The 25,875-nt window shown below is 73.2% G+C and carries 22 protein-coding genes; 9 read left to right on the top strand and 13 right to left on the bottom strand.

Going from position 1 to position 25,875, the window contains the following annotated elements:
• Positions 1-35 precede the first annotated feature (35 nt).
• Positions 36-2,129 (top strand): SpoIIE family protein phosphatase, encoded by a 2,094-nt coding sequence (locus tag ACIBI9_RS21175; protein ID WP_397223861.1) that lies wholly within the window; start codon positions 36-38, stop codon positions 2,127-2,129.
• 17 nt (positions 2,130-2,146) lie between these two features.
• Here the strand turns inward: ACIBI9_RS21175 and ACIBI9_RS21170 are convergent, their stop codons facing one another.
• From ACIBI9_RS21170 to ACIBI9_RS21150, 5 genes are all read right to left on the bottom strand, one after another.
• Positions 2,147-3,379 carry a MalY/PatB family protein gene (locus ACIBI9_RS21170; protein WP_397223860.1) on the bottom strand — a complete coding sequence of 411 codons (1,233 nt, stop codon included), beginning with the start codon at positions 3,377-3,379 and terminating at the stop codon, positions 2,147-2,149.
• 22 nt (positions 3,380-3,401) lie between these two features.
• Positions 3,402-3,728 carry a hypothetical protein gene (locus ACIBI9_RS21165; RefSeq protein ID WP_397223859.1) on the bottom strand — a complete coding sequence of 109 codons (327 nt, stop codon included), beginning with the start codon at positions 3,726-3,728 and terminating at the stop codon, positions 3,402-3,404.
• Positions 3,729-3,780: 52 nt separating this feature from the next.
• A complete protein-coding gene (secD, locus tag ACIBI9_RS21160; RefSeq protein ID WP_397223858.1) occupies positions 3,781-5,991 on the bottom strand; it encodes a protein translocase subunit SecD in 2,211 nt (736 codons plus the stop codon).
• A gap of 39 nt (positions 5,992-6,030) precedes the next feature.
• Positions 6,031-6,366 (bottom strand): hypothetical protein, encoded by a 336-nt coding sequence (locus ACIBI9_RS21155; RefSeq protein WP_397223857.1) that lies wholly within the window; start codon positions 6,364-6,366, stop codon positions 6,031-6,033.
• Between the two features lie 63 nt (positions 6,367-6,429).
• Positions 6,430-6,621, bottom strand: a complete 192-nt coding sequence (locus ACIBI9_RS21150; RefSeq protein ID WP_397223856.1) for a hypothetical protein — start codon at positions 6,619-6,621, stop codon at positions 6,430-6,432.
• Between the two features lie 14 nt (positions 6,622-6,635).
• On the opposite strand from ACIBI9_RS21150, the gene ACIBI9_RS21145 reads away from it, so the two are divergent.
• The 3 genes from ACIBI9_RS21145 to ACIBI9_RS21135 are packed head-to-tail and all read left to right on the top strand — an operon-like array spanning position 6,636 to position 9,382.
• On the top strand, positions 6,636-7,988 hold the full coding sequence (locus tag ACIBI9_RS21145) for an MFS transporter (protein ID WP_397223855.1): 1,353 nt from the start codon (positions 6,636-6,638) through the stop codon (positions 7,986-7,988).
• 30 nt (positions 7,989-8,018) lie between these two features.
• Positions 8,019-8,465, top strand: a complete 447-nt coding sequence (locus tag ACIBI9_RS21140; protein ID WP_397223854.1) for an AMP-binding protein — start codon at positions 8,019-8,021, stop codon at positions 8,463-8,465.
• Positions 8,357-9,382 (top strand): AMP-binding protein, encoded by a 1,026-nt coding sequence (locus tag ACIBI9_RS21135; RefSeq protein WP_397224185.1) that lies wholly within the window; start codon positions 8,357-8,359, stop codon positions 9,380-9,382. Before ACIBI9_RS21140 ends, ACIBI9_RS21135 begins: the two co-directional genes overlap by 109 nt.
• Here ACIBI9_RS21135 and ACIBI9_RS21130 read toward each other — a convergent pair.
• Genes ACIBI9_RS21130 through ACIBI9_RS21120 form a run of 3 tightly spaced genes read right to left on the bottom strand, consistent with a single transcriptional unit; the run spans position 9,327 to position 14,671 of the window.
• Positions 9,327-10,457: a JmjC domain-containing protein gene (locus tag ACIBI9_RS21130; RefSeq protein ID WP_397223853.1), complete on the bottom strand. Its 1,131-nt coding sequence runs from the start codon at positions 10,455-10,457 to the stop codon at positions 9,327-9,329. The two genes, ACIBI9_RS21135 and ACIBI9_RS21130, sit on opposite strands and share 56 nt — an antisense overlap.
• Positions 10,458-10,475: 18 nt before the next feature.
• On the bottom strand, positions 10,476-11,702 hold the full coding sequence (locus ACIBI9_RS21125) for a lanthionine synthetase C family protein (RefSeq protein ID WP_397223852.1): 1,227 nt from the start codon (positions 11,700-11,702) through the stop codon (positions 10,476-10,478).
• Complete coding sequence (locus ACIBI9_RS21120) at positions 11,699-14,671, bottom strand: lantibiotic dehydratase (protein ID WP_397223851.1); 2,973 nt, start codon at positions 14,669-14,671, stop codon at positions 11,699-11,701. Before ACIBI9_RS21120 ends, ACIBI9_RS21125 begins: the two co-directional genes overlap by 4 nt.
• A gap of 170 nt (positions 14,672-14,841) precedes the next feature.
• Between ACIBI9_RS21120 and ACIBI9_RS21115 the strand changes: the two genes are divergently transcribed.
• The 3 genes from ACIBI9_RS21115 to ACIBI9_RS21105 are packed head-to-tail and all read left to right on the top strand — an operon-like array spanning position 14,842 to position 18,097.
• Entirely contained in the window at positions 14,842-15,060 is a 219-nt protein-coding gene (locus tag ACIBI9_RS21115; protein ID WP_397223850.1) for a hypothetical protein, read from the top strand.
• The gene (locus ACIBI9_RS21110) at positions 14,976-16,166 is read left to right on the top strand and encodes a lanthionine synthetase LanC family protein (protein WP_397223849.1); all 1,191 of its coding nucleotides are present in this window, start codon (positions 14,976-14,978) and stop codon (positions 16,164-16,166) included. The genes ACIBI9_RS21115 and ACIBI9_RS21110 overlap by 85 nt, the downstream gene beginning before the upstream one ends.
• Entirely contained in the window at positions 16,166-18,097 is a 1,932-nt protein-coding gene (locus ACIBI9_RS21105) for an ABC transporter ATP-binding protein (protein ID WP_397223848.1), read from the top strand. Before ACIBI9_RS21110 ends, ACIBI9_RS21105 begins: the two co-directional genes overlap by 1 nt.
• Before the next feature lie 401 nt (positions 18,098-18,498).
• On the opposite strand, the gene ACIBI9_RS21100 is transcribed toward ACIBI9_RS21105, so the two are convergent.
• The 3 genes from ACIBI9_RS21100 to ACIBI9_RS21090 form a co-directional block, all read right to left on the bottom strand.
• A complete protein-coding gene (locus ACIBI9_RS21100) occupies positions 18,499-19,746 on the bottom strand; it encodes an AbfB domain-containing protein (protein ID WP_397223847.1) in 1,248 nt (415 codons plus the stop codon).
• 68 nt (positions 19,747-19,814) lie between these two features.
• Positions 19,815-21,494: an RNA polymerase sigma factor gene (locus ACIBI9_RS21095; protein WP_397223846.1), complete on the bottom strand. Its 1,680-nt coding sequence runs from the start codon at positions 21,492-21,494 to the stop codon at positions 19,815-19,817.
• 116 nt (positions 21,495-21,610) lie between these two features.
• On the bottom strand, positions 21,611-22,342 hold the full coding sequence (locus ACIBI9_RS21090; protein ID WP_397223845.1) for an SDR family oxidoreductase: 732 nt from the start codon (positions 22,340-22,342) through the stop codon (positions 21,611-21,613).
• Positions 22,343-22,437: 95 nt separating this feature from the next.
• On the opposite strand from ACIBI9_RS21090, the gene ACIBI9_RS21085 reads away from it, so the two are divergent.
• Positions 22,438-23,142: a TetR/AcrR family transcriptional regulator gene (locus ACIBI9_RS21085; RefSeq protein WP_397223844.1), complete on the top strand. Its 705-nt coding sequence runs from the start codon at positions 22,438-22,440 to the stop codon at positions 23,140-23,142.
• An 8-nt stretch (positions 23,143-23,150) separates the two neighbouring features.
• Here ACIBI9_RS21085 and ACIBI9_RS21080 read toward each other — a convergent pair whose 3' ends face one another.
• Positions 23,151-24,029, bottom strand: coding sequence for an NAD(P)H-binding protein (locus ACIBI9_RS21080; RefSeq protein ID WP_397223843.1), 879 nt, complete (start codon positions 24,027-24,029; stop codon positions 23,151-23,153).
• A gap of 77 nt (positions 24,030-24,106) precedes the next feature.
• Between ACIBI9_RS21080 and ACIBI9_RS21075 the strand changes: the two genes are divergently transcribed.
• The gene (locus tag ACIBI9_RS21075) at positions 24,107-24,667 is read left to right on the top strand and encodes a TetR/AcrR family transcriptional regulator (RefSeq protein WP_397223842.1); all 561 of its coding nucleotides are present in this window, start codon (positions 24,107-24,109) and stop codon (positions 24,665-24,667) included.
• 36 nt (positions 24,668-24,703) lie between these two features.
• On the opposite strand, the gene ACIBI9_RS21070 is transcribed toward ACIBI9_RS21075, so the two are convergent.
• Positions 24,704-25,735: a TerC/Alx family metal homeostasis membrane protein gene (locus ACIBI9_RS21070; RefSeq protein ID WP_397223841.1), complete on the bottom strand. Its 1,032-nt coding sequence runs from the start codon at positions 25,733-25,735 to the stop codon at positions 24,704-24,706.
• Between the last annotated feature and the right edge of the window lie 140 nt (positions 25,736-25,875).

Here is a 25,875-nt window from a genome sequence, read left to right as displayed (position 1 = left end):
GCGCTCGCACATCGTGAGCGAAACGGGCTGAGGCGGTGCAGGGAAACGGCGCCCTGGCGACCGGTTCGTCCCTCCTGGACGAGCTGCTGGTCGAAGCCGTCGTCAGCACACGGGCGCACATAGGCAACCTCTATCTCCTGGACGAGGACGGCGACGTCCTGAAGATGGCCAGCCAGCTGGGGCTTCCCCCCATGATCGCCAAGGCGTGGGCCAGGGTCAGGACCAACGACCGCGCGCCGATCGCCACGTCGGTGTGCGAGCAGCGGCTGGTCTGGGTCCCCGACAGGGAGGGCCTGGCACGCGAGTTCCCGTCGGCGGCGCTGTCCGTGCCGTACGACTTCGCGTCCGCCGCACACCCTCTCATGTCCCACGGCACCGTCTGGGGCGGCTTCGTGCTGTTGTGGCCGGCGGGACGGGTGACCCGGCTGACCCAGCGCCAGCTCGACCGGATCGAGGACATCAGCGCCCAGATGGCCGAGGTGCTCCAGGAGGCGGCCGAGCAGGGGCAGCCGATCAGGCCGGGCCCGCGGCCCCGCGTGCTGGACCCGAAGCGCAAGGCCGACCCGCGGCCCGACCTGGTCGCGCTCGACTGCCTGAACCGGCTGCCCGAGGGTTACGGCTCGCTGGACGTGAACGGGCGCGTGACCCTCGTGAGCGCCCCGGCCGCCGACCTGCTGTTCAGCTCCGCGTCCGATCTGCTCGGCAAACGTCTGACCGAGGCGCTGCCGTGGATGAACGACCCCGCGTACGAGGACGCCTACCGCGCCGCGGTCGTCGGCCGCCAGGTCACCCACTTCACGGCGCGCAACCCCGCCGGGCGCCAGCTGTCGTTCCGCTTCTTCCCCGGCCTGTCCGGGATCACCGTGCGCATCACTCCGGCCGTCGGCGCCCGTGGCCCGGGTCACCTGGTGGCCGGCGCCGAGCGGTCGTCACCGCACGTCGCGCTGCACGAGATCCTGCACCTGGCGACCAAGCTCTCGCGGGCCGTGACCGCGCAGGAGGTGGTCGACCTGGTGGCCGACCACGTCATGCCCGTCTACAACGTCCAGGCCCTGGCCATCCTGACCTCGAAGGGCGGCCGGCTGCGCGTGGACGCCTCGCGCGGCTACAGCCCTCAGGCCATCCAGGATTTCGACGGACGTCCCGTGATCCCGCCGGACCCGGCCAACCACTCCTTCGACGCCGGCCAGCCGTCGTTCTTCTCCACATGGGACGAACTACGCAAGGCGTATCCGGGCGCCATCCGCTCGGACGACATGTCCGCCTGGGCCTTCCTGCCGCTGGTCACCTCGGGTCATCCGATCGGCACGTGCGTCCTCGCCTACGACCGGCCGCACCAGTTCTGCGCCAACGAGCGGGCCACGCTGACGGCGCTCGCGGGGCTGATCGCGCAGGCGTACGAGCGGGCCCGGCTCTACGACGTCAAGCACCAGCTCGCCCAGTGCCTGCAGAAGAGCCTGCTGCCGCGCAGGCTGCCCGAGATCCCCGGCCTCGAACTGGCCGCCCACTACCTGCCCGCCACCCCGGGCATGGACATCGGCGGCGACTTCTACGACCTCATCCGCCTCAGCGACACCATGGCCGCGGCGGTCATCGGCGACGTGCAGGGCCACGACGTGACCGCGGCCGCCCTCATGGGCCAGGTGCGCACCGCCATCCACGCCCACGCCACCTCCGGGGCCAGCCCGGGCGAGGTGCTCGCGCGCACCAACCGGCTGCTCAGCGAGCTGTCCCCCGACCGGTTCACCAGCTGTCTGTACGTCAACATCGACCTGCGCAAGCGCATCGCCTGCCTGGCCAGCGCGGGGCACCTGCCGCCGCTGTTCGGCCGGCCCGGGTGGCGTACCGAGGCCATCGACTCGTCCCCCGGGCTGCTGCTCGGCGTGGACCCCGACGCCGAGTACGCCACCACGGAGGTGCCGATGCCGCCCGGCTCCGTGCTGGCCCTCTACACCGACGGCCTCATCGAGGAGCCGGGGCGCAGCATCGGCGAGGCCATCGACGACCTGGCGGAGCGCTTCATGCCCTCGTCCGGCCAGCCCCTGCACGACCTGGCGGAGTCGCTCATCAAGCAGGCCACGGCCGAGCAGCGCATGGACGACATCGCGGTGCTCCTCTGCAGGACGTGAGGCGTCGGCCGGCTGTGTCAGGGCTCGCGCACCGCGCGCCCCATCCTGGACAGCGCCTGGCGCAGGACGGCCGGCGAGGTGGCGAAGTTGAGCCGCACGCAGCCGGCCCCGCCGGAGCCGAACACGTGCCCCGAGCTCAGGGCCACGCGGGCGCGGTCGAGGAACGTGTTCGCCGGTCCCGCGACGTCGCTGACGACGCCGAGTTCGTCGCCCTGCAGGTCACTGTGCAGGCCGAGCCAGGTGCAGTCGAGCCAGGCGAGGTAGGTGCCCTCGGGCGGCCGGTAGTGCGCCTCGGGGAGGTGTTCTTCGATCAGTTGGCCTAGAAGGGTGCGATTCGCGTCGAGTCCGCGTATCAGCTCGTCGAGCCAGGTTCCGCCCTCGCGGAACGCCGCGGTGTGCGCGATGACGCCCAGATGGCTGGGGCCGTGGCTGACTTCCTCGGGCATGCGCCGAAGGTCGTCAGCGGCGTCGGGGCCCGCGATGACCAGGGCGGCTTTGAGACCGGCGAGGTTCCAGGCCTTGGACGCGGAGGTCAGCGCGAAGCCGTTCTCGGATCCTTCGATGCTGAGGAACGGGATGAAGGTGGCTCCGGGCAGCACGAGGGGGGCGTGGACCTCATCGGCGATCACCCGGATGCCGTGCTTTCCGGCGAGCCGGGCGATCGCCTGCAGTTCTTCACGCGTGTGGACGACGCCGGTCGGGTTGTGCGGGTTGCTCATGAGGAACGCGGCGCGACGGCCTTGGCTCCGCGCGCGTACGAATGCCTCTTCCAGGGTGTCGAGGTCGACCCGCAGGTCCGGGCCGAGCCTCGCTTCGACGATCTTCCTGGCGTCGTGCGTGACGAACGCGTAGAAGGGCGGATAGACGGGCGAGCACACGACGACCGCGTCCCCGGGGGCGGTGATCAGGCGGAGGACTTCGACGATGCCCATCATGACGTCGGGCACGACGGCCGTGCGCTCGATGCGAACGCCGTCCCACCGCCATCTCTCCTGGGCGAACTCCGCGAGAGCCTCGGCATAGGCGGTCCCGTACGGGTATCCGGTGTCGCCGAGGTCGATCGCCCTGTGCAGCGCTTCGGCGATGGGAGGAGCCAGCGGCACGTCCATCTCCGCCACCCAGAGCGGCAGCACGTCAGCAGGGTGGACGCGCCACTTCATGCTCGTGCGCTCGCGTAGCTGTTCGAGCGACAGCCGCACGAGAGGATCGGCCCGCTGGGCCTCCGGGACTTCGGAACCCGCCCTCTTCATCACTCGTGACCCTCTCCCGCCTCTACGGTTCGAATCTGATCCGTCCGACGACGGACGGCGTGGCGCGGCTGACCATCACCTCGCCGCGCTCGACGGCGGTCTCCCGCACCCCGAACCGGGCCCCGAGGCTCTCCTGGACCCCGATCACCGCGCTCTCGGCGCGGGAGGCCGCCTCCGCGTCCCCGAACATCGTGATCGTCATCACCGTCCCGCCGCCGGTGTCGACGGCGGTGTAGAGGACCGATCCCACCTGTTCGGGGACGCGGTCGGCGAACTCCCGGTCCACGTGCTTCACCATCTCGGTGATCGCGCTCGCGTCCGCGCTGTAGTGCCTGACTATCGCATACATGCGGATTACGCTATATCCCCATACGAGGACTTTCAAGTCCCCAAATAAGGACTTAAACCACAGCCCCCGAGGCACGCCGGCGCTTGACGGGCGGCCCAGGAGGCGGCTTCCGGTCGAACCGCGACAGCCAGACGGCCAGCGGCCCGGCCACGAAGGCGGACGACAGCGTGCCCGCCACGATCCCCGTCACCAGCGCCAGCGCGAAGTCCCGCAGGGAGTCCCCGCCGAAGGCCATGAGCGCGAGCAGGATGAACAGCGCGCCGAGGCCGGTGTTGACCGTGCGCGGCATGGTCTGCAGGATGGCCGAGTTCACCGCCGTGGCGAACGGGTTACGGAGCGACCAGAGCTCGCGTACCCGGTCGAAGACCACGACCTTGTCGTTGACCGAGTAGCCGACGATGGTCAGCATCGCGGCCAGGAAGATCCCGTCGACCGGCTTGCCGAGCCACGCGAACATGCCCGCCACCACGGTCACGTCCACCAGCAGCGCCAGCACCGCCGCCGCGCCGAACGTCCACCTGAACCTGATCGCCAGGTAGGCCAGCTGCATGGACACGGCCACGCCGAGCGCGACGAGGGCGTTGCGGCGCAGCTCCTGGCCCAGGCTCGGGCCGACGAACTCCTCGCTCCGCTTGGTCACCTCCCCCGCCTGCCGCTCCAGCTCCTGCTCGATCCTGGCCACGTCGTCCAGGCCGAGCCGCCCGGCGCGTACGGTGACGCCGTCGCCGCTCGCCTGCACGACCGCCGAGGGGAACCCGGCCCGCGAGACGGCCTGCCCGGCCGCGTCGGCCGACAGGGGCTTCGCGGTGGCGAACTCGACGAGCCGCCCGCCGGTGAACTCCACGCCGAAGTTCAGCCCGCGGGCGAGCAGCCCGGCGACGGCCGCCGCCACCAGCGTGCCCGCGATCGCCAGCCACAGCCTCCTGGCCTTCATGAGCTGGGGGTTCCTGCGCGTCAGCCAGGTCCGTACGGCTCCCGGCGAGCCCAGGCCCGACAGGCGCGGCCCGACCCGCCCGATGACGGCGTGGGCGAGCACGCGGGTGATCAGCATGGCCGAGACCAGCGAGGCCAGCACGCCGACGGCCAGCGTCACGCCGAAGCCCTTGACCGGCCCCGAGGCCAGCCAGAACAGCAGGCCCGCGGCGATGAGGGTGGTGACGTTGGAGTCGGCGATGGCACTCCAGGCGTTCCTGAACCCCCGGTTCAGGGCCGCCTTCAGCCCGCGGCCGCGTCCCTGGTCGTACTCCTCCCTGGCCCGCTCGAAGACCAGCACGTTGGCGTCGATGGCCATGCCGATCGCCAGCACGAACCCGGCCAGCCCGGGCAGCGTGAACGTCGCCCCCATCGCCACCAGCGCCGCGTACGAGATCAGGCCGTAGCAGGCGAGCGCGATCGTCGAGAGCAGCCCGGACATCCGGTAGACCGCGACGATGAAGGCGGCCGTCAGGACCAGCCCGGCGACCGCCGCCTTGGCGCTCGCCTCGATGGCCGCCGCGCCGAGCGTCGGGCCGACCGTGCGCTGCTCGACGATGGTGAGCGGCACGGGCAGCGCGCCGCCCTTGATCAGCACGGCCAGGTCGCGGGCCTCTTCGTGGGTGAACGAGCCCGTGATGTCGGCGCTCCCGCCCGGGATGCCGGTACGGCAGGGGATCGACGGGTCGAGCGGCGGCGAGGAGATGACCTCGTCGTCGAGCACGATCGCGATCCGGCGCTTGGGGTCGCCCACCGGCTCGCACGCCGCCGCGCCGCTCATCCGCTGCCAGGCGCCGGCGTCGCGGAAGTCGATGCTCACCCACCAGCCGGGGCCGCGCTGGGGGTCGCTCTGCTCGACGGCGTCGGCGATGCCGTCGCCGGTGATGGCGGCGGGCCCGAGCCGCAATTGCCCGCCGTTCTCGTCGCGTACGCCGCCCTCGTCACCGAGGACGGGGTGGAAGGCGAGCTGCGCGGTACGGCCGATGACCTCGGCCGCCTGCCGCGGGTCGAGCACGCCGGGCAGCTCGACGATGATCCGCCGCTCGCCGGAGCGGACCAGGGTGGGATCGACCACGCCGAGCGCGTCCGCCCGCTGGCGGAGCACGTCGAGGGCGCGGTCGGTGGCGGCCGAGTCGGCCTTGACGGTGGGCGAGTCTCTCGTCTCGAAGACGAGCTGGGTGCCACCGCGCAGGTCCAGGCCCAGGCGCGGGGCGCTGACCAGGGCCAGGACCGAGGAGATCGCGATGACGGCAAGGGCCGTCACCGCACGCCAAACAGGCGCACGGAACATGAAAGCCTCCACAGGCTCAGATGTGCGAAAAGGGGATCTTCAGCACCCTGTGGAGGGAGGCCCCCGCGCGGGGGCCGCCGCCGGCCGGCGGTCGGCGGGGACGTCGGCGGCCGGGCTCGCGACCACGGCCACCCAGGCCCGCCGCGGCCGCGGCAGGACCGACGGCAGCACGGCCGGCCCCGCGGGTCCGGCGGTGCCGAGCAGGCCGTGCCGGGCCTGACCCACGGCCTCCCGGTACGGCTCCCGCTGGAGCCCCGGGTGTTCCTGGACCCTCGCCTGCACCGCCACGACGTGCGAGGCGACCTGGGCGTGGGCGGAGGGCGGCAGGAACCACGACAGGAGAAGGAGCAACGCGGCAGGCAGCCTGGTGCGCATGTCGCCTCCTTCTCCTCGAGCCTCAACCTAGCCCAGGAAAGGCCTCACCGGGGTGCGGGTCGTTCAGGGACGAGGGCCGAGCTGGAAGTGCCAGACGACCGCGACCGGCATGCCGCTCATGGCCGCGTCCGCGGCCTCCGGGCACCAGTGCACGATCTCCCAGGAGCCCTGCGGCGGGAGCGGGTCCGGCGGGCTCCCCCTCCAGGCCCAGCGGTACCCGGCTCCGGGCGGCTCCACGGAATATCCCGGCGCCATGCTACTTTCTATACGTGTATAAAAACCCTTGGGCCGCCATCGGCGTGCTCGCGTTCGGCGTGGCCGTCGGGACGCTGCAGATGACGGCGGTGGTGCCGATGCTGCCCGTCCTGCAGCGGCAGCTCCACGCGCCCCTGACCGCCGTCTCCTGGGCCCTCACCGCCGCCCTGCTCTCCGGCGCGGTCACCATCCCGCTGCTGTCGCGGCTCGGCGACCTCTACGGCCGGCGCCCCGTGGCGCTGGCCGCGCTGGGCCTGCTGGTGGCCGGATCGGTGCTCAGCGCCCTCGCCACCACGCTGCCCGTCATGATCGCCGGCCGGGTGCTGCAGGGCGTGGCCGCGTCCTTACTCCCCCTGGCCATCGGCATCGCCAGGCAGGCCGTGGCGCGGGACCGGCTCCCGACGGCCATCGGCGTGCTGAGCGCGATGATCGGGCTCGGCAGCGGCGCGGGCATGATCCTCGCGGGCCTGGCCGGGGGCACCTACCAGGCGCTGTTCTGGATCCTGGCCGGGCTGGGCGCGGCGAGCCTCGCCCTGGTCGTCGTCTTCGTGCGCGAGCCCGCCGGCCCCGCGCTGCGCGGGCGCCCCGACGTGGCGGGCGCGATCCTGACGGCCGGCTGGCTGGTCTGCCTGCTGCTGGCCATCAGCCAGGGCGCGGCCTGGGGCTGGACGTCGCCAGGCGTCCTCGGGCTGTCGGTGGCGGGCGCGGTGCTGTTCGGCGGGTGGGTGGTGCAGGCCCGGCGGAGCGCGTCACCGCTGATCGAGATCCCGATGCTGCTCCACCGCGGCACGGTCGGGGCGACGGTGGCCTCGCTGCTGCTCGGGTTCGCGCTGTTCGGCACGATCACCACGTTGTCGGCCGTGGCCCAGGCGCAGGGCGCCTCGGTGCTGCGGGTGGGCCTGTACCTGCTGCCGGCGGCGCTGCTGATGCTGGCCGTGTCGCTGTCGGCGGGCCGCCTGATGCGCAGGTTCTCGGCGTCCGCGCTGGTCGGCGCCGGGTCGGTGCTGGTGGCCTGCACGGCGTTCGGGCTGGCCACCTCCTCCGGGACGCCCCTCGGCCTGTACGCGGCCTCAGCCGTCCTGGGCGTCGGCATCGGCCTCGGGTACGCGGCGCTCGGCACGATGGCGGTCGAGCACGTCGAGCCGGCCAAGACGGCGGCGGCCGGCGGCGTGAACGCCCTGGTCAGGCTCGTCGGCAGCAGCCTGGCCGGAGCCGTGACGGGGGCCGTGCTGTCCGGCGCCGGAGCGGGATGGAGCTTCGCGATCGCGGGCTGCGCGGCCGTCGTCTCCGCGGTCTTCAGCTACGTGAACGGCGTCCTCGCCCGGTTCCCGCTGGCCGCGCCCGTGCCCGCGTGCGACGATCAATAGCGGCACCCCAACATCCCCCGGGGAGGGTCGATGCCCGGTCTGTCGTTCGAGCCCCTGACCCCGACGAGCTTTCTCGAACGGTCGGCGGCCGTGTTCGCGCGGCGGGTCGCGGTCGTGGACGGGGAGCTCGCGTTCACGTACGCGGAGCTGTGGGAGCGGGTGCGGCGGCTGGCCGGCGGGCTCGCCGCGACCGGGGTGCGGCCGGGCGACCGGGTGGCGGCGCTGAGCGCCAACGGTCACCTGCTGCTGGAGGCGACGTTCGGCGTGCCGGCGGCCGGCGCGGTCCTGGTGCCGATGAACATCCGGCTGTCACGAGCGGGACGACCGGGCGGCCGAAGGGCGTCGTCTACCACCACCGGGGCGCCTACCTGCAGGCCCTGGCCATGGCCATGCACACCCGGCTCGACGCCGCGAGCGGCTACCTGTGGACCCTGCCCATGTTCCACTGCCACGGGTGGTCCTTCCCCTGGGCGGTGACCCTGGCCGGCGGCCGCCACGTCTGCCTGCGCAAGGTGGAGCCGGGAACGGCCTGGCGGCTGATCCGCGAGCAGCGCGTCACCCACCTGTGCGGCGCCCCGACGGTGCTCACGTCCCTGCTGGCCCACCCGGCCGCGCCCGCCGACCCGCTCGAACCGCGCCTGCTCGCCTGCGTGGGCGGCGCGCCGCCGAGCCCCGTCCTGCTCGGGCGGGCGCTGCGGGCGGGGATCGACGTGATCCACCTGTACGGGCTCACCGAGACGTACGGACCAGCGGTGATCTGCCAGCCGCAGCCCGAGTGGCGCGACCTGGACGTCGGCGAGCTGGCCGCCCTGACCGCCAGGCAGGGCGTGGGCAACGTGATCGCCCAGCGGATCAGGGTCGTCGACGACAAGGGCGGCGACGTGCCGGCCGACGCCACCACGGTCGGCGAGATCGCGGTACGCGGCAACGACGTCATGGTGGGTTACCACCGCGACCCCGAGGCCACGGCCGGGGCCGCGCCCGACGGCTGGTTCCGGACCGGCGACCTGGCGGTGCTGCACCCCGACGGCTACGTGCGGCTGGTGGACCGCGCGAAGGACGTGATCATCTCGGGCGGCGAGAACATCGCCTCGGTCGAGGTGGAGAACGCCCTGGTGAGCCATCCGGCGGTGGAGGAGGCCGCGGTCGTCGCGCGGCCCGACGCCCACTGGGGCGAGGTGCCCGTGGCTTACGTGAGCCTGGCCGCCGGGTGGAGGGCCACCGAGGCCGAGCTGATCGAGCACGTACGGGGGCGGATCGCGCGCTTCAAGGCGCCCAAGGCGGTGTCCTTCTGCGAGCTGCCGAAGACCTCCACGGGAAAGATCCAGAAGACCGTGCTCAGGGAGCGGGCGGCGCGCACAGACCTAGCTCGACCAGAGCCTGAGCGATCTTGACGGCCTCGGCGGGGTTGCCGGAGAGCTCGCTGACCTTCACGGGGCCGCTCGTGAGGAGTTCGCAGGCCGCCGCGACCGCGCCCGGCACGCGGAAGGTCCGGTCGCCGGTCTTGATCCGCGACTCGCCGATCAGCGGCCAGGTGCCGGGACGCAGCGCGATCCGGTCGGACAGCCCGATCGAGACGCCGAGCAGCGCCTGGCTGAAGAGTCCGCCCTGGTGCGCCTCCCCGAAGGCGGGCCTGCTGTAGATCATCTCGTGGACGGCGGGCGCGGTGGCGGCCTCGGTCAGCGCCGCCGCGAGACGGTCGGCGTACTGCCTGACCATGGGCTGGACGCGCTCGGCGAGGCCGGCGCCCATGGGCAGCGCCACGGCGTACTCGTCGGAGCGCAGGAGGTCGGTGACGAACCCCTTCAGCAGGCCCGCCCAGGTCAGGGTGTTGACGCTGATCGTGATGTGGACGGAGGCGGAGGCGGCCGTCCGCACCAGGTGCGGCATCCCGCGCGGGACGTGGAGCACGTCGCCCGCGCGCAGCTCGTACGTGGAGCCGTCGCCCTCGGTGGCGACGACCTTCCCGCCGCCGGGGTTCGGCACGATGTCGTCGAACAGCGTCCACTGCTTGGCGCCGTGCGCCTGGATCACGATGATGTCCTGGGCGTCGCAGTGGACGTCGAACGCCCGCGCGCCCGGCGGCGCGACATAGACGTTGGCGTCCACGGGGTGCCCGACGTCCCGCTCGACGGTCTTGCAGAGCTCGTGCAGGCGCGGGAGCAGGAGGTTCACGGTGCCCAGGACGAGGGTCGCGCCCTCGCGGTAGAGCCGGACCACCTTGCCCGGATCGACCACGTCGTCGAGACCGGCGTAGCCGAAGGTCGACGGCGACGTGTAGTGGGCCGAGGGGATGACGGCCCCGTCCTTGACCACGCGGATCCCGGGCGCCCGCAGGCCGCTGCCGGTGAGGACGCGGTCGACGTCCGCCACGGAGGCGATCTCGCCGGGATCCGGCACCGCGCCCGGACGGAAGACCGCCCGCCGGGCCGGGAATTCGTCCCCCACGAGGTCGGCGAGGCTCAACATGGTCCATCTCCTCATAAGTCAGTCGAGCAGCAGGGCGGCGTCCCAGCCCGTCGCGGGTGGCCGGCCGGCCGCGTAGTGGTGCAGCGCGAGCGCGATCCCGGCCGCTCCTTCGAGCAACCCCACGCGGTCCGGAGCCACCTCGGCGCCTCCCGTCGCGGAGTACCGGAAGCCGAACGGGGCCTCGGGGCGGAACTCGCCGGCGACCCGCGCGGCCAGCCCGTCGGCCGCTTCGAGCAGTGCCTCGTCGCCGGTCTCCCGCGCCACGCGGCAGGTGACGTGCAGCATCCCGGCCCAGCCGTGGCACAGGCCCGCGTCGACCATGCCCCATTCGTCCCAGGGGCGGGCGAGCGCCGTGCGCAGCCCGAGCAGGGCGGCCTCCCGCCACTCCGGCCGGTCGAGCGCCTGCCCCGCCAGGAAGAGGGCGCGGGCGACGCCCGCGGCGCCGTAGCACCACGCGGGCCGGGTGGGCGGCCTGGCGGGGACGGCTCGCTCGAGCTGCTGCCGCAGGGGGACGACGGGCGGCCAGGAGCCGTCGTGCGCCCATTCGAGCAGCCAGGTCGCGATGCGCTCCATCGCCTCCTCATGACCCGGCAGCCGGAAGCCCTCGCGGTGGGCGATGGCGAGCAGGGCCAGCGGGCCGGGGATCCCGTGGGCGAGGCCGAGGTTGAAGTGGCCCTCGCCGGCGGGCGCGCCCATGACGGAGGCGTGCGACACGAGCCAGCCGGGGACGTTCTCCGAGCTCGGCTCGGTCAGGGCGATCAGGTACGCCAGCGGCTCCGTGTCGCCGTACGACAGCGCCAGGCGGCCCAGGCCGGTGAGCCCCTCGATGACGTCGTAGGCGCTGAAGCGCACCTCGCCCCGGCGCGTCTCGTCCTCGGCGCGATGCTTGATCAGCTCCCGCACGGCCGGCTCCGCGCGGGCCAGCAGCCCGGCGTAGTCGCCCGGCCGGCTCACCGCCGCCCTGATCGCGAACAGCAGCGCCGGCAGCCCGTCGATCAGCCCGTGCCGCCCCGCCTGGGATCTGGCGGCGGCGGCGAGGAACGCGTGGGCGCTCTCGCGGCGGCCGAGCTCGCTGTGCAGGAGCGCGACGCCGAGATAGCCCTCGTTCAGCGACATCGCGTGCCAGACCAGCGGCTGCCGGCCGTCGGAGAGCCGGTCCTGGTTGGCCGAGGCCACCCGGGCCACCTCCACGGGGTCGGCCAGCCGCCGCGCGACCTCCTCGACGATCTCCGCTATCTCTGTCATCGCCCGTGCCTCGCCCGGTCGCGGAGGGCCTGGACGGCGCCGCGGGCGATGGCGTACGAGGCGCTCTCGGCGGTCTTGGAGGCGCCGACCAGCCGGTTGTGATGCATGTGCAGCAGCGCCTGGAGGGGTGACCTGCGCCTCAGCGAGCGGATCAGCTCGCCGTACGCGGCCACCGCCGGCCTTCGGGCCCGCCAGATCTCCTCCAGCCGCGGGTCGAGGCCCGCGCCGCCGACGACCTCGACGGCGTTGCGCCTGATCGCCTGGAACGCGCGATGGTGCTCGTCCACCGGGTACTCGGCCAGCAGCCGCTCCTCCCACCCCGGCCCGTGGAAGGCGCGGGCCAGGTCGGCGTAGTTGGCCGCGGCGAGAAGCTCCGGCCGCAGGTCGAGCTGGAGGCGCAGCTGCGCCAGCACCGCGTCGCTGTCGGCCGCGAACACCCGCTCGGCCGCCTCCAGCGCCTCCGCCCCGCCGTACCGGTCGATCTCCGGCTCGTACGTGTCGAGCTGCACGGTGCGGGCGAGCCCGGCCCGGCACAGGTCGGCGGCCCAGTCGTGCACCAGGGGCAGCACGCCGCGGTGGAGCAGGGCCGGATCCCCGTGGAAGCGCAGGCGCAGGTGGGCGGCGGGATCGAAGTAGCGGATGAAGAACCAGCGGTCGACGCCCTCGGGCAGCGCGTCCAGCAGGACGGGGAGCCGCTGCCTGAGCAGGTCCGTGTGCCGGTCGGCCGAGGCGTACAGCTTGGCGAACAGCCACTCGCCGCCGGGATGGTGCCGCACGACCTGCGTCCCCGCGCGGGCCGAGGTGCGCACCGCGGGCTCCGGCGCGGCCGAGCGGAGCGTCACGACCACCTCGTTGGCGTGGCCGCCCAGCCAGGCCGTCCCGAACCCGGTGCCGCCCGGCGACTCCACCAGCAGGGTGCTCGGCCTGCGGGCCAGCTCGTCGCGGAGGATCCGGCGGTGCAGCGGGGCGTCGAGGTCGAGCCCGATGCGGTTGTCGCCGTTGGTCAGGTAGACCTCGTCCGGCACCCGCCACCGCTCGCGCCAGGCGTCGAAGCTCCGGTCCCAGTCGGCGTCCGGCGCCTTCTTGTCGTTGAGCTCGGCGGCGGGCCTCCAGATCGCCGAGGCCAGGATCGTGCGGTCGCGGCGCACGCGCGGCAGGAACGGCAGCGTGGCGCCCGCTCCGGCCCAGTCCCAAACCTGGCACGCCCGGTGCCGGTCCTCGCCCAGCTCGTAGATGAAGCGGACCAGCTCCAGGGCGACGCGGGGGACCACAAGCATGTGGAGGGTGGCGGGCACGATCTCCGTGCCGAGCCGCGGGCAGAACAGGAACAGCCGCTCGCCGGTGGCCCCCACCGCCAAATCGTCGAGGGTGAGCACCGACGGGTCGCCGCGGTCGGCGTACCGGCCGATGGGCAGCGTGCGGTCGGCCAGGATCGGCACGCGGGCCACGTTCGAGATCCGCGACCACGCCGGCTGGAACGTCACCTGCGCCGGCACCGCGCCCCCGCCCTCGCGCCACAGCCGCGCCGTCTGGTCGCGCAGCTCACCGAGGAGGTACGTGAACCGCCCGCTCAGGGCCCCGCCACGGCGCGAGATCGGCATGTTCGCGAGCACCAGCCGGAAGTCGCCCCGGTCCAGCGCCTCCACCGAGTCGGCCAGCAGGTGGGCGCCGATCTCCAGCACCTCGGGCAACCGCCCGTCGTCCGCGGTGGCCAGCCGGGCGAGCGTGGCGTCGTCCAGCTCCACCTCGCGCACGCCGTCGAAGACCGCGCCCTGGGCCAGCTCGCCGAGCACCTTGTCGCGGTAGCGGTTTCGCTCGGGGTCGGCGTCCGCGCGCTCGGAGGCCCGGTAGCCGGCCGGGGCGCCCAGCCCGAACTCGGGGTCCAGCAGCTCCTTGATCGGGACGAGCCGGGCGATGCCGTACCTCGTCACGAACTCCTCGAAGTAGCGGCGCAGAGCGTCGGAGCCCTGGTCGGGCGGGGTGATGCGGGTCAGGACGCCGGACATGGACTCGAACTCGGCCGCCACCTCGCGCGGGAGCCGCACGTCCACGTCGAGCTTCAGGTCCACGTGCGGCGCGTGGTGGTCGGGGCGCAACCGCCTGGTGGCGCGGAGCAGGTCGTTCCAGGCGAACATCCCCTCGCCCGGCGCGGGCTCGGTGTAGGCGCGCAGCGCCGCGGAGACCGCCGCGAGCCCCTCGTCGGGCGGCAACCGGCTCGCGACGTGCGCGACCGGGTCGGGGGCGTCGTCGGGGGGAACCAGCTCGGTCAGCAGCACCGTACGCTCGACGAGCTGCGCGAGCACACCCTCCACCTGCTCGCGCGTCCCCTGCGGGAAGGCCGCGCGGAGCTGGTCCGCCAGCTCGCCGAACAGCACCGGCCGCCGCGCCCGCTCCATCACCGCGCGGACCAGAGCGGTCAGGCGGACCGACACCTCGAGCACCGCGCCCTCGCCGTCCTGCGGGAGGTACGGCAGGGCCAGCCGGTCGCCGCGGGCGAAGCACAGGTCGTTGAGCACGACCCGCAACCGCCGCAGCACCTCGGGGTCGCGCTCGTGGTCGCGGATCAGCGCGAGCAGCCAGGCCGTGTCGGGGCGCACCCCCTTCTGGTGGTGCGCGCCGATCCTGGCCTTGGCCGAGTCGTCGAAGCGGGCCGCCGCCACCCCCGCCATCAGGCCGAACGGAGTCGGCCTGGTGGCCATGCGCAGCACGTAGCGGGTCGCGGAGACGACGGCGCGGCGCAACTTCTTCGGGTCGACCGGGCGACCCTCGTGCACGGCGTCGAGCGTGTGGGCGAGCGACGGGCTGGAGACCGCGATCGCCTCCCTGACCAGCGGGTCGGCGGTGACGGTCCGGAGGTATCCCGCCGGGTCGCCGTGGTCGCTGCGCGTCTCGTGCCCGCGCGCCGCCGGGAGCGCGCCCATCCGCAGCAACGCGAAGTCGGCGGCGATGAATCCTGCCTTGTCGGTCACCCGCTGCCCCCTTGCCTCTGTCCGGGTTGACTGAGGACCGTACCATCGATTTTCTCCGACCGTAAAACCCTTTCAAGTTATTCGAAACGGCGGCCTCAAGTCCGTCCGCTCTGTAAGGTCACTCCCCGATCAACTCTTACGAGGGAAATCAACGAAGAAAGGCAGACGATATGAGCCCAGTGGCCCAGATCGACCTCAGCGAGGACGTGTTCGACCTCGACATCGAACTCGTCATGGAGTCCGGCGCCGTGCCGTCGATCTACGCCTGCAGCGGCTCCGACGAGACCTGCGGGACCCAGGTGTCGTGGAGCGGGACGTGCGCCCACACGCAGGACTGCGGCACGTGTACGCCCACGTACGGGGCCAAGGCGCCGGGCCGGTGCATCTGATCACCGACGCACGTAGGGCCGCCGCCCTGGCCATCGCGCAAGAGGTGGCGGCCCGCCTGGCCCGGCCGGAAACCCTTTCTCCGGCCCCTTCTCCGGGGCCTGATTCGCTGGCGCGCGGAAAACTCGGACTAGTCCCGCTTTATGCGGTGCTGGATGGCCTGGCGCCGAATTCAGAATGGGACGTGTCCGGGCATCATATTCTTAAGGACGTCACATTTAGCGGACCGGCGGGAACGGCCGGACTTTTCTCCGGCGGGCTCGCCGGATTCGGGGTCGCGGCGGCGCTGATGGGGCGGCGCGCGGGCCGTTACGGGAAGGTGCTCGGGCGGCTCGACGCGGCGGTGGGGCCCGTGGCGGGCCACGATCTCATCGACGGGACGGCGGGCGCCGCCGCCTACCTGCTCATGAGACCTCCGTCCCCCGGCCTGGAGGCCGTGGCCCGCGATCTCGTGCGGGGCGCCTCGGCGTGCCCGCCGTTCCCCATGCGCCGGATCCCGCCGGGCTGGTCCGTCGGGGACGGATACGCCGACTGCGGCCTGGCCCACGGGGTCGCGGGGCCGCTCGCCGTACTGTCCCTGCTCAGCGGGCAGGTCGGGGAGCTCGCGCGGCCCGCCGTGCAGGCGCTGGCCGAGTGGCTGCTCGACGCGGCGGTCCAGGACGAGTGGGGGACGGCGTGGCCCGCGGGTGTGGACGGCGCGCGGACGTACTCCTCGCCGCGGCGGGCGTCGTGGTGCTACGGGGTTCCGGGCGTGGCGCGGGCGCTGTGGCTGGCCGGGGAGACGCTGGACGAGCCCCGCTACCGCCGCGCCGCCCGCGCCGCGATGGCCGAGCTGCTCGAAGCCCCGGACGGGTGGGGGCTGGAATCGCTCGGCGTGTGTCACGGGCTCGCCGGGCTGATGCTGATGACGGCGACCTTCACGGGCGCTGAGTTCGGAACGGCGGTGGAGATGCTCTTCGATCGGCTGTGCGCCGCCTACGACAGCCGCCTGCCGCTCGGCTTCGACGTGGCCGGACCCGGCCTGCTCAACGGCGCGGCGGGGATCGCCCTCGCGCTGCTGGCCGTGACGGGTGACCTGGAGGCCGCGCCCATGTTCCTGGCGGCCTGATGGGGCGGCATCGCGCGGGCGCCCACGACGCGTCGGTCCGCGGGGTCCCCGGGCGCGACCCGCTGTTCGGCCGGGGCATCCGCCTGTCGATCGGCCAGCTCAAGCACGAAGGGGCGGGACTGCGTACCGGCTTCGTGTCGATGCTGCGCGAGTTGCCCGGCCTGATCTCGGTCACGGTGCGGCTGGCGCGGCAGGCGGCGCCGAGGGCCCTCGTCGCCGTACTGGTCGCCGAGTTCCTCGGCGGGGTGGCGACGGTGGTCACGCTGCTGGCCACGTACCGGGTGCTCGTGCCTCTCATGACCGGCGGCCCGACGGCGGAGCGGATCGCGGCGGGCGTCCCCGCGCTGACCGCGATGGCCGGCGCGGCCGCGACCGGCAGCGTCATGCGGGCGATCAGCAAGGCGGCGGTCAGCCGGCTGGGGCCCAAGATCGAACGCCTGGCCTACACGCGCCTCCTGGAGGGGGCCGCCGGCGCGGAGCTGGCGGCGCTGGAGGAGGCGGGGTTCCACAACCTCCTGGAAGCCGCCAGGCAGGGCACCCGCTCGGCGCGCATCGTGATCACGCAGGCGGCCCAGCTGCTCGCCGGGCTCACCACCCTGCTCGCCGTCGGGAGCGTGCTCGGGGTGCTCCATCCGCTGCTCCTGCCGCTCCTGCTGGCCACGGTCGTGCCGAAGGGCTGGAGCGCCGTACGCTCGGCCCGCGCCCGCTTCGCCTCCGTCAAGCGGCAACTGGAGCTCACCCGGCAGCTCGAGGTGCTCAGCGGGCTGCTCACCCGGCCCGACGTCGCACCTGAGATCCGCGCCCACGGCGCGGGCCCGTTCCTGCTCGGGCACTACGGCCGGCTCTCCTCGCGGGCCGAGGGCGAACAGGCCCGGCTGGGCCAGGACGAGGCCCGCCTCTCGCTCGCCGGGGACGCCGTCTCCGGCGTCGCGACCGCGATCACGTACGCCACCCTCGCGGGGCTGCTGATCGCCGACGCCATCCCGCTCGCCGCCGCCGGTGCCGCCGTCATCGCCATCCGCACCGCCAAGGCCGGGCTGACCAGCCTGGTGATGTCGATCAACCAGGTGTACGAGCAGGGCCTGTTCGTCATGGAATGGGAACGGGCCTGCGCGGAGGCCGCCAGGCAGCGCATGCGCAGCGGACCCGTACCCCTTCCGCCGCACCCCGTCGAGATCCGGGCCGACAACCTCACCTTCGCCTACCCCGGGCAGGCCCGGCCCGCGCTCGACGGCGTCAGCGTCCGGATCCTGCCGGGCGAGATCGTGGCCCTCGTCGGCGCCAACGGCTCCGGCAAGAGCACCCTGGCCAAGCTGCTGGCCGGGCTCTACCTGCCGACCGGCGGCAGCGTCAGCTGGGGCGGCGTACCCATCGAGCTCCTGAGCCGCCGCAGCGTCTTCGACCGGGTCGCCCTCGTCGCTCAGGACTTCGCCCGCTGGCCCGCCACGGCCCGCGTCAACCTGGCCCTCGGCCGCGCCGACCAGGCCGAGGACCGCGAACGCCTGAGGCGCGCCGGTGCGGCCAGCGGCGCGGACGCCGTGGTGGCCTCCCTCCCCGACGGCTGGGAGACGCTGCTGGCCCGGGAGTTCATGGGCGGGACCGAGCTGTCGGGAGGGCAGTGGCAGCGCATCGGGCTGGGCCGCGCGTGGTTCCGGGACGCGTCCGTGCTCGTCTTCGACGAACCGACCTCGGCGCTCGACCCGAGGGCGGAGATCGAGATCTTCGACAAGGTCGCGGGCCTGGCCGCCATCGGGCGCACGGTCATCCTCATCACCCACCGCCTCACGTCGGTGACGCGCGCGGACCGCATCTACGTGTTCGAGGGCGGGAAGGTCGTGGAGCACGGCACCCACCAGAGCCTGATGCGCGTGGGCGGCTCATACGCCGCCCTGTACCGCCTCCAAGCCACCCAATACGCCCACGCCGACTAACCCCCGCCCGCCTTGGGACGGAGCGGGGCCAGCGCGAGGCGGGGTGGACGCGAGGCGGACGCGGGGCGAGGCGGACCAGCGGGGCCGGGCGGATGGGCAGGGCGGGGCCGAGCGCGGCCGTGCACCGGGGCTGGCCGAGCGGACGGCAGCACCGGCCGACGGCTCCCCTCCTCGCGCTCCCCCGAAGGACCCAGCCGTAGTACGGGCCGCACTTCGGCTGGGGTCCCTCGGGGAGACGCGCGGTAAAACCGCCCCGTCGCCGACGTACGCCGAGCCAGCCGAACGGCGGGCCGGGTGAGCGGGCCAGGTGGACGGGGCGGGTGGGTGGGGTGGGTGGGCGGGGTGGGCATTGCCGTCGACGGGCGCTCAGGCGGCCGGGTGGCGGGGCCTGACCTCGGGGGTTAGGCGGGTGGGGTGGGGTGGAAGGAGGTGTCGGCGTGGAACAGGGCGGTCCCGTCGTTGGCCTCGAAGCGGATCAGGAAGTCGCGATGCCGCAGGTAGTGCCCCTCGGGGTCGACGAAGGAGTAGGCCTTGGCGTCGTCCAGACCGGGCACGACGCGAAGGGTGACCGGCTCCGCCCCGAGCCGGCCCGTCGCCTGGATGTACGCCTGCGGGCGGTTGACCGACCGGAACACCCTCGGCACCCCCGTCGCGAGCAGCCCGCCGCCGCTCCCCGCCGTGGCGCGGGTGAAGGTCAGGGTGCCGAAGCCGAGGTGGTCGTACTTGGAGCCGCCGTAGTCCCCACCGCCCCCTTCCGCGTAGCCGTACAGGTCGATGCCCTGGTTCCAGGCCATCTCGCAGATCACGCCCATCCACCCGACGCCGACGCTGGTGTGCCCCTGGTCGCGGCCGCTCTCCTGCCACTGCCCGAGCCCGCCGGGGTGCAGGAACGGCACCGCGTTCATGATGGAGCCGTTGCCCTTGCCGTGCTTGAAGTACTCGACGGCCTGGTCGACCTTGGCGCGGTCGTCGCACAGGACGCCGATGGCCAGCACGGAGGCCATGCTGCACAGGTCCCAGTTGGCCCAGTAGTTGGTGATGCAGGCGCCGTTGTGCTCCTTCAGGAACCGGTCGTTCATCGGGTAGAAGACCGTCAGCATCATCTTCGTGAAGCGCTCGAAGTCGAAGCCGGGGTAGCCGCGCATGATCTCGGCGACGTTGGCGAACTGCCAGCCGAGGATCCCGGCCGCCAGGTAGCGGTCGGCGTTGCCGGTGACCGCCTTGAGCGCGGCCGACCAGGCGTTGAGGATGTCGCGGGCGGCGTCGCCGTGCGCCTTCTCCCCGCTGATCTTCCAGCGCAGCGCGTTCTGGTAGGCGGCGGCCACGTCGATGGCGAGCTGGACGTGGTTCGCGCCCGTGCCGCCCCTGACCACCGTCTCGAGCGGGCGCGGCTTCCAGGTGCTCTTGGAGCGCCCGTTGGCCGTCAGCCTGTCCCAGCCGGCCTTCCACGGCTGGGCGCCGGCGTTCACCTGGGCCCGTATCCGGTCGAAGTCGGCCTGCGTGTGCAGCAGGCCGGGATGCTTGAAGGCCGCCGCGGCCGCGGGCACGGCGGGCAGTACGGCGGCGCCCGCGGTCGCGGGCAGTACGGCGGCGGCGCCCGTCGCCGCGGCCGCCTTCAGCACGCTCCGGCGGGAGGGCTGCGTGGTCATATGGATCCTTCCTCAGGGGTCACTCTCGTCACAGGAGACCGCCGCGGCCGGCCCGGATAACACAAATCTCAGACCCGGCTTCGCTGCGGGATCCGCTCCGGGTTCGCCGCCCTGGTGACGTACTGGGGGACGGGGGCGCGGTCGTCGCCGGTGTCGCGGGTCAGGCCGTACCGGACGATGCCCTTGGCCGGGTCGGGCCTGGCCGAGAGGTCGGCCCAGACCTCCTGCCAGGTCCTGGGCGCGACGGTGAGGTCGATGTCCGTGCCGCTCTCGTTGTTGTGGAGGGTGACGCGGCCGTCGAGGTAGTAGAACTCGTTCTGCCACATCTGCTGCTGGCCGCGCGGCAGCCGGACGAAGCCGGTCTCGGGCGAGCCCATCCAGGTGACGCCGGGCGCCTGCTCGTCGTCCATCCGCCGGCCGCCGCCCGACGCCACGTGGAACAGCTTGCCCTTGAGCCCGGTCCAGGTCGCGGGCAGGAAGGGGCCGACGCGGTTGCGGTAGAGGATGCCCCAGCGGACCTGGACGTAGCCGCGGCCGGAGATGGTGACGTAGTCGCCCCTGTGGGTGATCGACGGGGCTCCGCCGAACCTGGAGTATCCGTGCTTGCCGCCGATGGCGACCGTGCCGCCGGGTCGCCGGGGCAGCGGGGCGGGCGGCCGGTTCCTGGGCGGCGCCTGGTCCACCGCGTCGACCGTCAGTCCGTACGGGCTCCGCGCGGGCCTGGCCGGGCGAGGTGAGGAGACGGGCGAGGAGGCGGGCGAGGACGACACGACCACCGGCGTGGCCCGGCGGGGCGGCGCGGGCTCGGGCAGGAGGGTCTGGACGACCACCGCTCCCCCGGCGATCAGCGTGGCGCCGGCCGCGGTGACCGCGATCGGCTTGGCGGCCAGCGCCGAGCCCGCCGCCACCTTGCCCTTGGCCAGCAGGCCGCCCTTGAGCGCCGGCGCGGCGGCCGTACGCGCGATCTCCAGCAGACCGGCGGCGATGCCGGCGGGGACGGCCACCAGGCCGAGCCCGGCCAGCAGCCGCTCGGCCGGCACCAGGTCGGCGAGGTGCTCGCCGCAGACCGGGCAGTCGCGCACGTGCCGGGACAGCCGCTTGCGCCACAGGTCGGACGGGGCGCCGTTCCACGTCTGCGCCACGGCGGCCAGCTCGGGGCAGGGCGGGCGGACCGCCAGTGCGCGCACCACCGCGCGGGCGGTCTCCAGGCGGCGTTTGGCGCGCTGGACGCGTACGGCGGCGTGCTGCTCGTTCGTCCCCAGCGCGGCGGCCAGCTCGGCCCTGGCCAGCTCGCCGGCCACCTCCATCCACCACAGCGCGAGCACCTCGCGGTCGTCGGCGTCGAGCCAGCGGGCCGCCTCGGCGGCCTCCTTGCGCTGCCCGGACAGGCCGAGCCGGGTGACGGTGAGCGCGGCGAAGTCGGAGGCCGCGTCGGCCAGGCCCATCGCCTCGTCGATGGCGGCGAGCGCGGCGTGCGGCGCCTGCCGCCACTCGCGTACCTGGTTGAGGGCGATGGCGACGAGCCAGGAGCGGAAGCTGTCGGGGTCGCGCAGCCCGGACACGCCGGTCACGACCCTGGCCATCGTCTCCTGTACGACGTCGTCCACGTCGGGGTGGCCGTTCATGGCGCGGCCCACGATGTTGTAGACGAGCGGCAGGTGGCTCCTGACCAGCTCGTCGATCGCGTCGCGGTCGCCCGCCCTGGCCGCGAGCACCGTTTCGACCTCGTACGTCGGACGCGCGTACATCCATCACCTCGATCCGGAGCCTCCGCTGCTCCGATCAGGAGACAGGAGTGTCACCGTTCCGATAACACAAAACGCGCATTGTTCCACTTATCGCCTACGAGGTGTCAATGCTCGCGTCAGACGACTCCGCCGTTGGCGTACAGGATCTGGCCGTTCACCCAGCGGGCCGGGCCGGCGAGGAAGGCGACCACCTCGGCGATGTCGTCAGGGGTGCCGAGGCGTTCGAGCGGCGCCAGGCCCGCCAGGCGGTCGATCACCTCCTGCTCCTTGCCGTCCAGGAACAGCGGGGTGGCGGTGGGCCCGGGGGCGACGGCGTTGACGGTGATGTCGCGCCCGCGCAGCTCCTTGGCGAGGATGAGCGTGATCGCGTCGACCGCTCCCTTGGTGGCGGCGTACGCGGTGTAGCCGGTGAGGGCGAGCTTGGTCACCGACGACGAGAAGTTGATGATCGCGCCGCCGGGGCGGACGCGGCGGGCGGCCTGCTGGTCCACGACGAAGGTGCCGCGGATGTTCGTGCGGTGCATGCGGTCGAGGTCGTCGAGCTTCAGGTCGGCCAGCGGCGACAGGAGCATGACGCCCGCGGTGTGCACGACCACGTCCACGCCGCCATACAGCTCCTCCACTTCGTCGAACATCGCCGCCACCTGCGACTCGTCTGCGACGTCGGCCCGCACCGAGCTCGCGGTGCCGCCCCGGCCGGTGATGGCCTCGACGGTCTCCTCGGCCCGGGCCGGGTTGCCCGCGTAGTGGACCACGACCGTCATGCCGTCGGCGGCGAGGCGCTCCGCGATGCTCCTGCCCATGCCTCCCGACCCTCCGGTGACGAGCGCGACACGAGGATGTGCCATGTCAAACCCCCTGGCTTAGCAGCGTTTCGCTCTTACGAGAGCAACGTTATCACAACTTCGTAGCGCCGCTACGAGCATGCTGTTATCGTTGTTTCATGGATGTTCGAACCCAGATGCTGGAGGCGGCCGAGAAGCTGCTCGACGAGTCCCCCGACAGGGATGTCTCCACCCGGGCGGTCTGCGATGCCGTGGGGGTGGGGGCGCCGGTCCTCTACCGGCTCTTCGGCGACAAGAACGGCCTGCTCAGCGCCGTCGTGGACCACGGGTTCGACCGGTATCTGGCGGTCAAGCGGGCCGCACGGCCGTCGGACGACCCCGTGGCCGACCTCAGGGAGGGCTGGGACACGCATGTGGCGTTCGCCGTGGCCCATCCGGCGGTCTACCGGATGATGTTCTCGCCGAGCCTGGCCGAGGTGCCCGGCGCGGCGAAGGAGGCACTGCGCCTGCTGCGGGAGGTGCTGGTCCGGTGCGCCGCCGCCGGCCGGCTCCGCGTCGACCCGGACGCCGCCGCGCAGGCCGTCATGTCGGCCAACATCGGCGTGGCCCTGAGTCTGGTGACGCAGCCGGAGACGTACCGGGATCCGGAGCTGTCGCACCGGGTGCGCGACGCGGTGCACGCGGCCCTGCTCGTGGACGACGCCGCCGCGCCCGGCGACACCTCGCTGGCCACGGCGGCGCTGCGGCTCTCGGCCCTGCTGACCACCGGCCGCCCGGGCGCGCTGACCGAGGCCGAGCGGGCACTGCTCCTGCAGTGGCTCGCCGCGCTGGCGAAGGACCCCGGCGAGCTCACGAGTCGATGAACGGCGACTCAGCCCGCCGTGAAGGCCCGTCGCAGTGCCGTCGCGTCGGCCGCCAGGAACTCCCCGAACGTCCGGGGCTCACGACCCGTCAGGTCCCTGACCGCGGTCGTCGTGGCGGCCAGCGAGCCGCTCGCCACCTGCCGGGAGAGCTCGGCCAGGTCGTCGGCGAACCGCGCGGGCAGCCCCTGCGCGCGCACCCCGGCGGCCAGCTCGTCCGGGGACAGCTCGGCGTGCCCGACGGTCCGGCCCAGCGCGGCTGAGAGCTCCTGCGCGAGCTCGGCGTAGGTGAGCGCCTGGGGGCCCGTGAGCTCGTACGTCTCGCCGAGGCCGCCCGACCCGGTGAGCAGGGCGGCGGCGCAGGCGGCGATGTCATGGCAGTCGATGTACGACACCCGCGCACCCCCGTAACCGTCGAGGAGCTTGCCCTCGGCGGTGAAGGCCGCCGTCCCGGTCAGGAAGTTCTGCATGAATCCACTCGGCCGCAGCATCGACCAGCCGAGCCCCGACGCCTTGAGATACTCCTCGATCTCCCAGTGCGCGCCCTGGGCCAGGCGGCCGCCCCGCTGGGCGCCCGAGACCGACACCTTCACCACCCTCGACACCCCGGCGGCCCGCGCCGCGTCGATCGCCGCCTTCTGCTGGCGGACCATCGGCTGCTCGCCCTCCACCGGCTGGGCGCCGCCGGCGTTGAGGAAGAGCCGGTCGACGCCCTTCATGGCGGCGGCGAGGGAGCCGGGGTCGTCGAAGTCCCCGATCACGACGTCGCAGCCCAGGGCCCGCCCCCTGCCCTCGTCGCGGACGAGCGCCTTGAACTCCACCCCCTTCTCCTGGAGAAGCCGCACGAGGTGCGTGCCGATGGATCCGGTGGCTCCGGTAACCAAGATCATGACAAGCCTTCCGCTAAACTGAGGCAACCTCGATTAAGGCTATATCGAGGCAGCCTCGAATTACTAGGGAAGCCCGCATGACCACGACCCGACGGCCCCGCGCCGACGCCCGCCGCAACTACGAGCGCCTGCTCGCCGAGGCCGACGCCGCCTTCAGGGAGCAGGGCGTGGAGTCCAGCCTGGAGGGCGTCGCCCGGCGCGCCGGGGTGGCCATCGGCACGCTCTACGGCCACTTCCCCAGCCGCCGCGCCCTGATCGGCGCGCTGCTCAGGGACCGCAACGCGGCCCTGTTCGAGCTCGGCGACGGGCTCCTGACCGGCCCGGCGCCGGACGCGCTCGCCGCCTGGGTCCGCGCGGCCACCGCGCACGCCGCCACCTATCGCGGCCTGGCGGCGTTGATCGCCGGCGGCCTCGACGACGAGGCGTCGGAGCTGCACGCCTCGTGCGTCCGGATGGCCGAGATCGGCGAGCGGCTCGTGGCGCAGGGGCGCGAATCGGGCGCCCTGCGCGCCGACGCGACCGGCGCGGACGTGACCGCTCTCACGTCCGCCGCCGCGTGGCTCCACGAGCAGGTGTCCCCCGCCGCCGCCGACCGCCACATCACCGTCACCCTGGACGGCCTCGCCGCCTCTCCCTGACGACCGGGTCCGCGCGGCCCCGCCCGGTCGCCGGTCTCACTGGTCGACCGCGTCGTGCTGGAGCACCTTGGGACGCTCGGCATCGTCGGCGCGCCGGCCGGCGTACAGGCTGGTGAGCGTGACGGTGAGCAGGACCCCGACGATGACGCCGAGCGAGGCGAGGGTGGGGATCTCGGGCACCCACGCCCAGATGCCGTGCGCCCAGTGCAGGACCAGCTTGACGCCGATGAAGGCCAGGATGACGGCCAGGCCGTGGTTGAGGTGCCGCAGCTTGGCCAGCGCGTCCCGCAGCACGAAGTACAGCGCCCGCAGGCCCAGCAGCGCGAAGGCGTTGGTGGCGAAGACGAGGAAGGGGTCCTCGGTCACGCCGTAGACGGCGGGCACCGAGTCGACGGCGAAGACGATGTCGGTGGCGAACACCGCCACGGTGGCCAGGGCCAGCGGGGTGACCGCCAGGCGTCCGTGCTCGCGCACCATCAGGCGGAAGCCGCGGTAGTCGGGGGTGACCGGGACGAACCGGCGCAGCAGCCGGACGCTGCGCATGGAGGAGACGTCCACGTGCTGGTCCTCCCCCTTCAGCGCCTCCCTGAGCACCTTGCCGGCGGTGACGATCAGGACCGCCCCGAACAGCAGGAACGCCCACGTGCCGCTCTGCAGCGCCGCCGCGCCCAGCGCGATGAAGACCACGCGCAGGACGAGCGCCCCGACGATGCCGTAGAGGAGCACCCGCTGGGTCAGCTCGTTCGGCACGGCGAAGGCGGTCAGGAGCAGCATGAAGACGAACAGGTTGTCCACCGACAACGACTTCTCCACCACGTATCCGGTGAAGAACTCCACCGCCACACCGGTGCCGAAGGCGCCCCACAGGTACGCGCCGAAGCCCAGCGGGAGCACCAGGTAGAACGCGGACCAAGCCAGGGCCTCGCGCATGTGGACCTCGTGCGGACGCCGGGTCAGCAGGATGTCGATCACCAACAGCAGAACCAGGGCGGCCACAGTGACCGCCCACAAGGTGACGGACGCGATGCTGCCCTGATCGGGCGCAGCCAGAAATGTCCCCGCGGACATGAAACCTCCTCGAACGTGCTCAGCCGTTCGAGGTCTCCTTCACCCGGGGGTAGCGGGCGGCCGTCCGGGGACGCATGGTACGTCCGTACTGACCGGATCGGCACTTGGGAAGTACTCCCCTCGCAGCCCCAGAGTAGGAC

This window comes from Nonomuraea sp. NPDC050451 (assembly GCF_044458585.1).
This window is presented reverse-complemented; position numbering and strand designations above follow the sequence as displayed.

Bases quoted from the DNA above. Each gene is read 5' to 3' on its own strand.
- ACIBI9_RS21170 (WP_397223860.1), bottom strand. From the start codon at position 3,379: ATGAAGAGGGCGGGTTCCGAAGTCCCGGAGGCCCAGCGGGCCGATCCT.
- ACIBI9_RS21165 (WP_397223859.1), bottom strand. From the start codon at position 3,728: ATGTATGCGATAGTCAGGCACTACAGCGCGGACGCGAGCGCGATCACC.
- secD (WP_397223858.1), bottom strand. From the start codon at position 5,991: ATGTTCCGTGCGCCTGTTTGGCGTGCGGTGACGGCCCTTGCCGTCATC.
- ACIBI9_RS21155 (WP_397223857.1), bottom strand. From the start codon at position 6,366: ATGCGCACCAGGCTGCCTGCCGCGTTGCTCCTTCTCCTGTCGTGGTTC.
- ACIBI9_RS21150 (WP_397223856.1), bottom strand. From the start codon at position 6,621: ATGGCGCCGGGATATTCCGTGGAGCCGCCCGGAGCCGGGTACCGCTGG.
- ACIBI9_RS21140 (WP_397223854.1), top strand. From the start codon at position 8,019: ATGCCCGGTCTGTCGTTCGAGCCCCTGACCCCGACGAGCTTTCTCGAA.
- ACIBI9_RS21130 (WP_397223853.1), bottom strand. From the start codon at position 10,457: ATGTTGAGCCTCGCCGACCTCGTGGGGGACGAATTCCCGGCCCGGCGG.
- ACIBI9_RS21125 (WP_397223852.1), bottom strand. From the start codon at position 11,702: ATGACAGAGATAGCGGAGATCGTCGAGGAGGTCGCGCGGCGGCTGGCC.
- ACIBI9_RS21115 (WP_397223850.1), top strand. From the start codon at position 14,842: ATGAGCCCAGTGGCCCAGATCGACCTCAGCGAGGACGTGTTCGACCTC.
- ACIBI9_RS21105 (WP_397223848.1), top strand. From the start codon at position 16,166: ATGGGGCGGCATCGCGCGGGCGCCCACGACGCGTCGGTCCGCGGGGTC.
- ACIBI9_RS21100 (WP_397223847.1), bottom strand. From the start codon at position 19,746: ATGACCACGCAGCCCTCCCGCCGGAGCGTGCTGAAGGCGGCCGCGGCG.
- ACIBI9_RS21095 (WP_397223846.1), bottom strand. From the start codon at position 21,494: ATGTACGCGCGTCCGACGTACGAGGTCGAAACGGTGCTCGCGGCCAGG.
- ACIBI9_RS21090 (WP_397223845.1), bottom strand. From the start codon at position 22,342: ATGGCACATCCTCGTGTCGCGCTCGTCACCGGAGGGTCGGGAGGCATG.
- ACIBI9_RS21085 (WP_397223844.1), top strand. From the start codon at position 22,438: ATGGATGTTCGAACCCAGATGCTGGAGGCGGCCGAGAAGCTGCTCGAC.
- ACIBI9_RS21080 (WP_397223843.1), bottom strand. From the start codon at position 24,029: ATGATCTTGGTTACCGGAGCCACCGGATCCATCGGCACGCACCTCGTG.
- ACIBI9_RS21075 (WP_397223842.1), top strand. From the start codon at position 24,107: ATGACCACGACCCGACGGCCCCGCGCCGACGCCCGCCGCAACTACGAG.
- ACIBI9_RS21070 (WP_397223841.1), bottom strand. From the start codon at position 25,735: ATGTCCGCGGGGACATTTCTGGCTGCGCCCGATCAGGGCAGCATCGCG.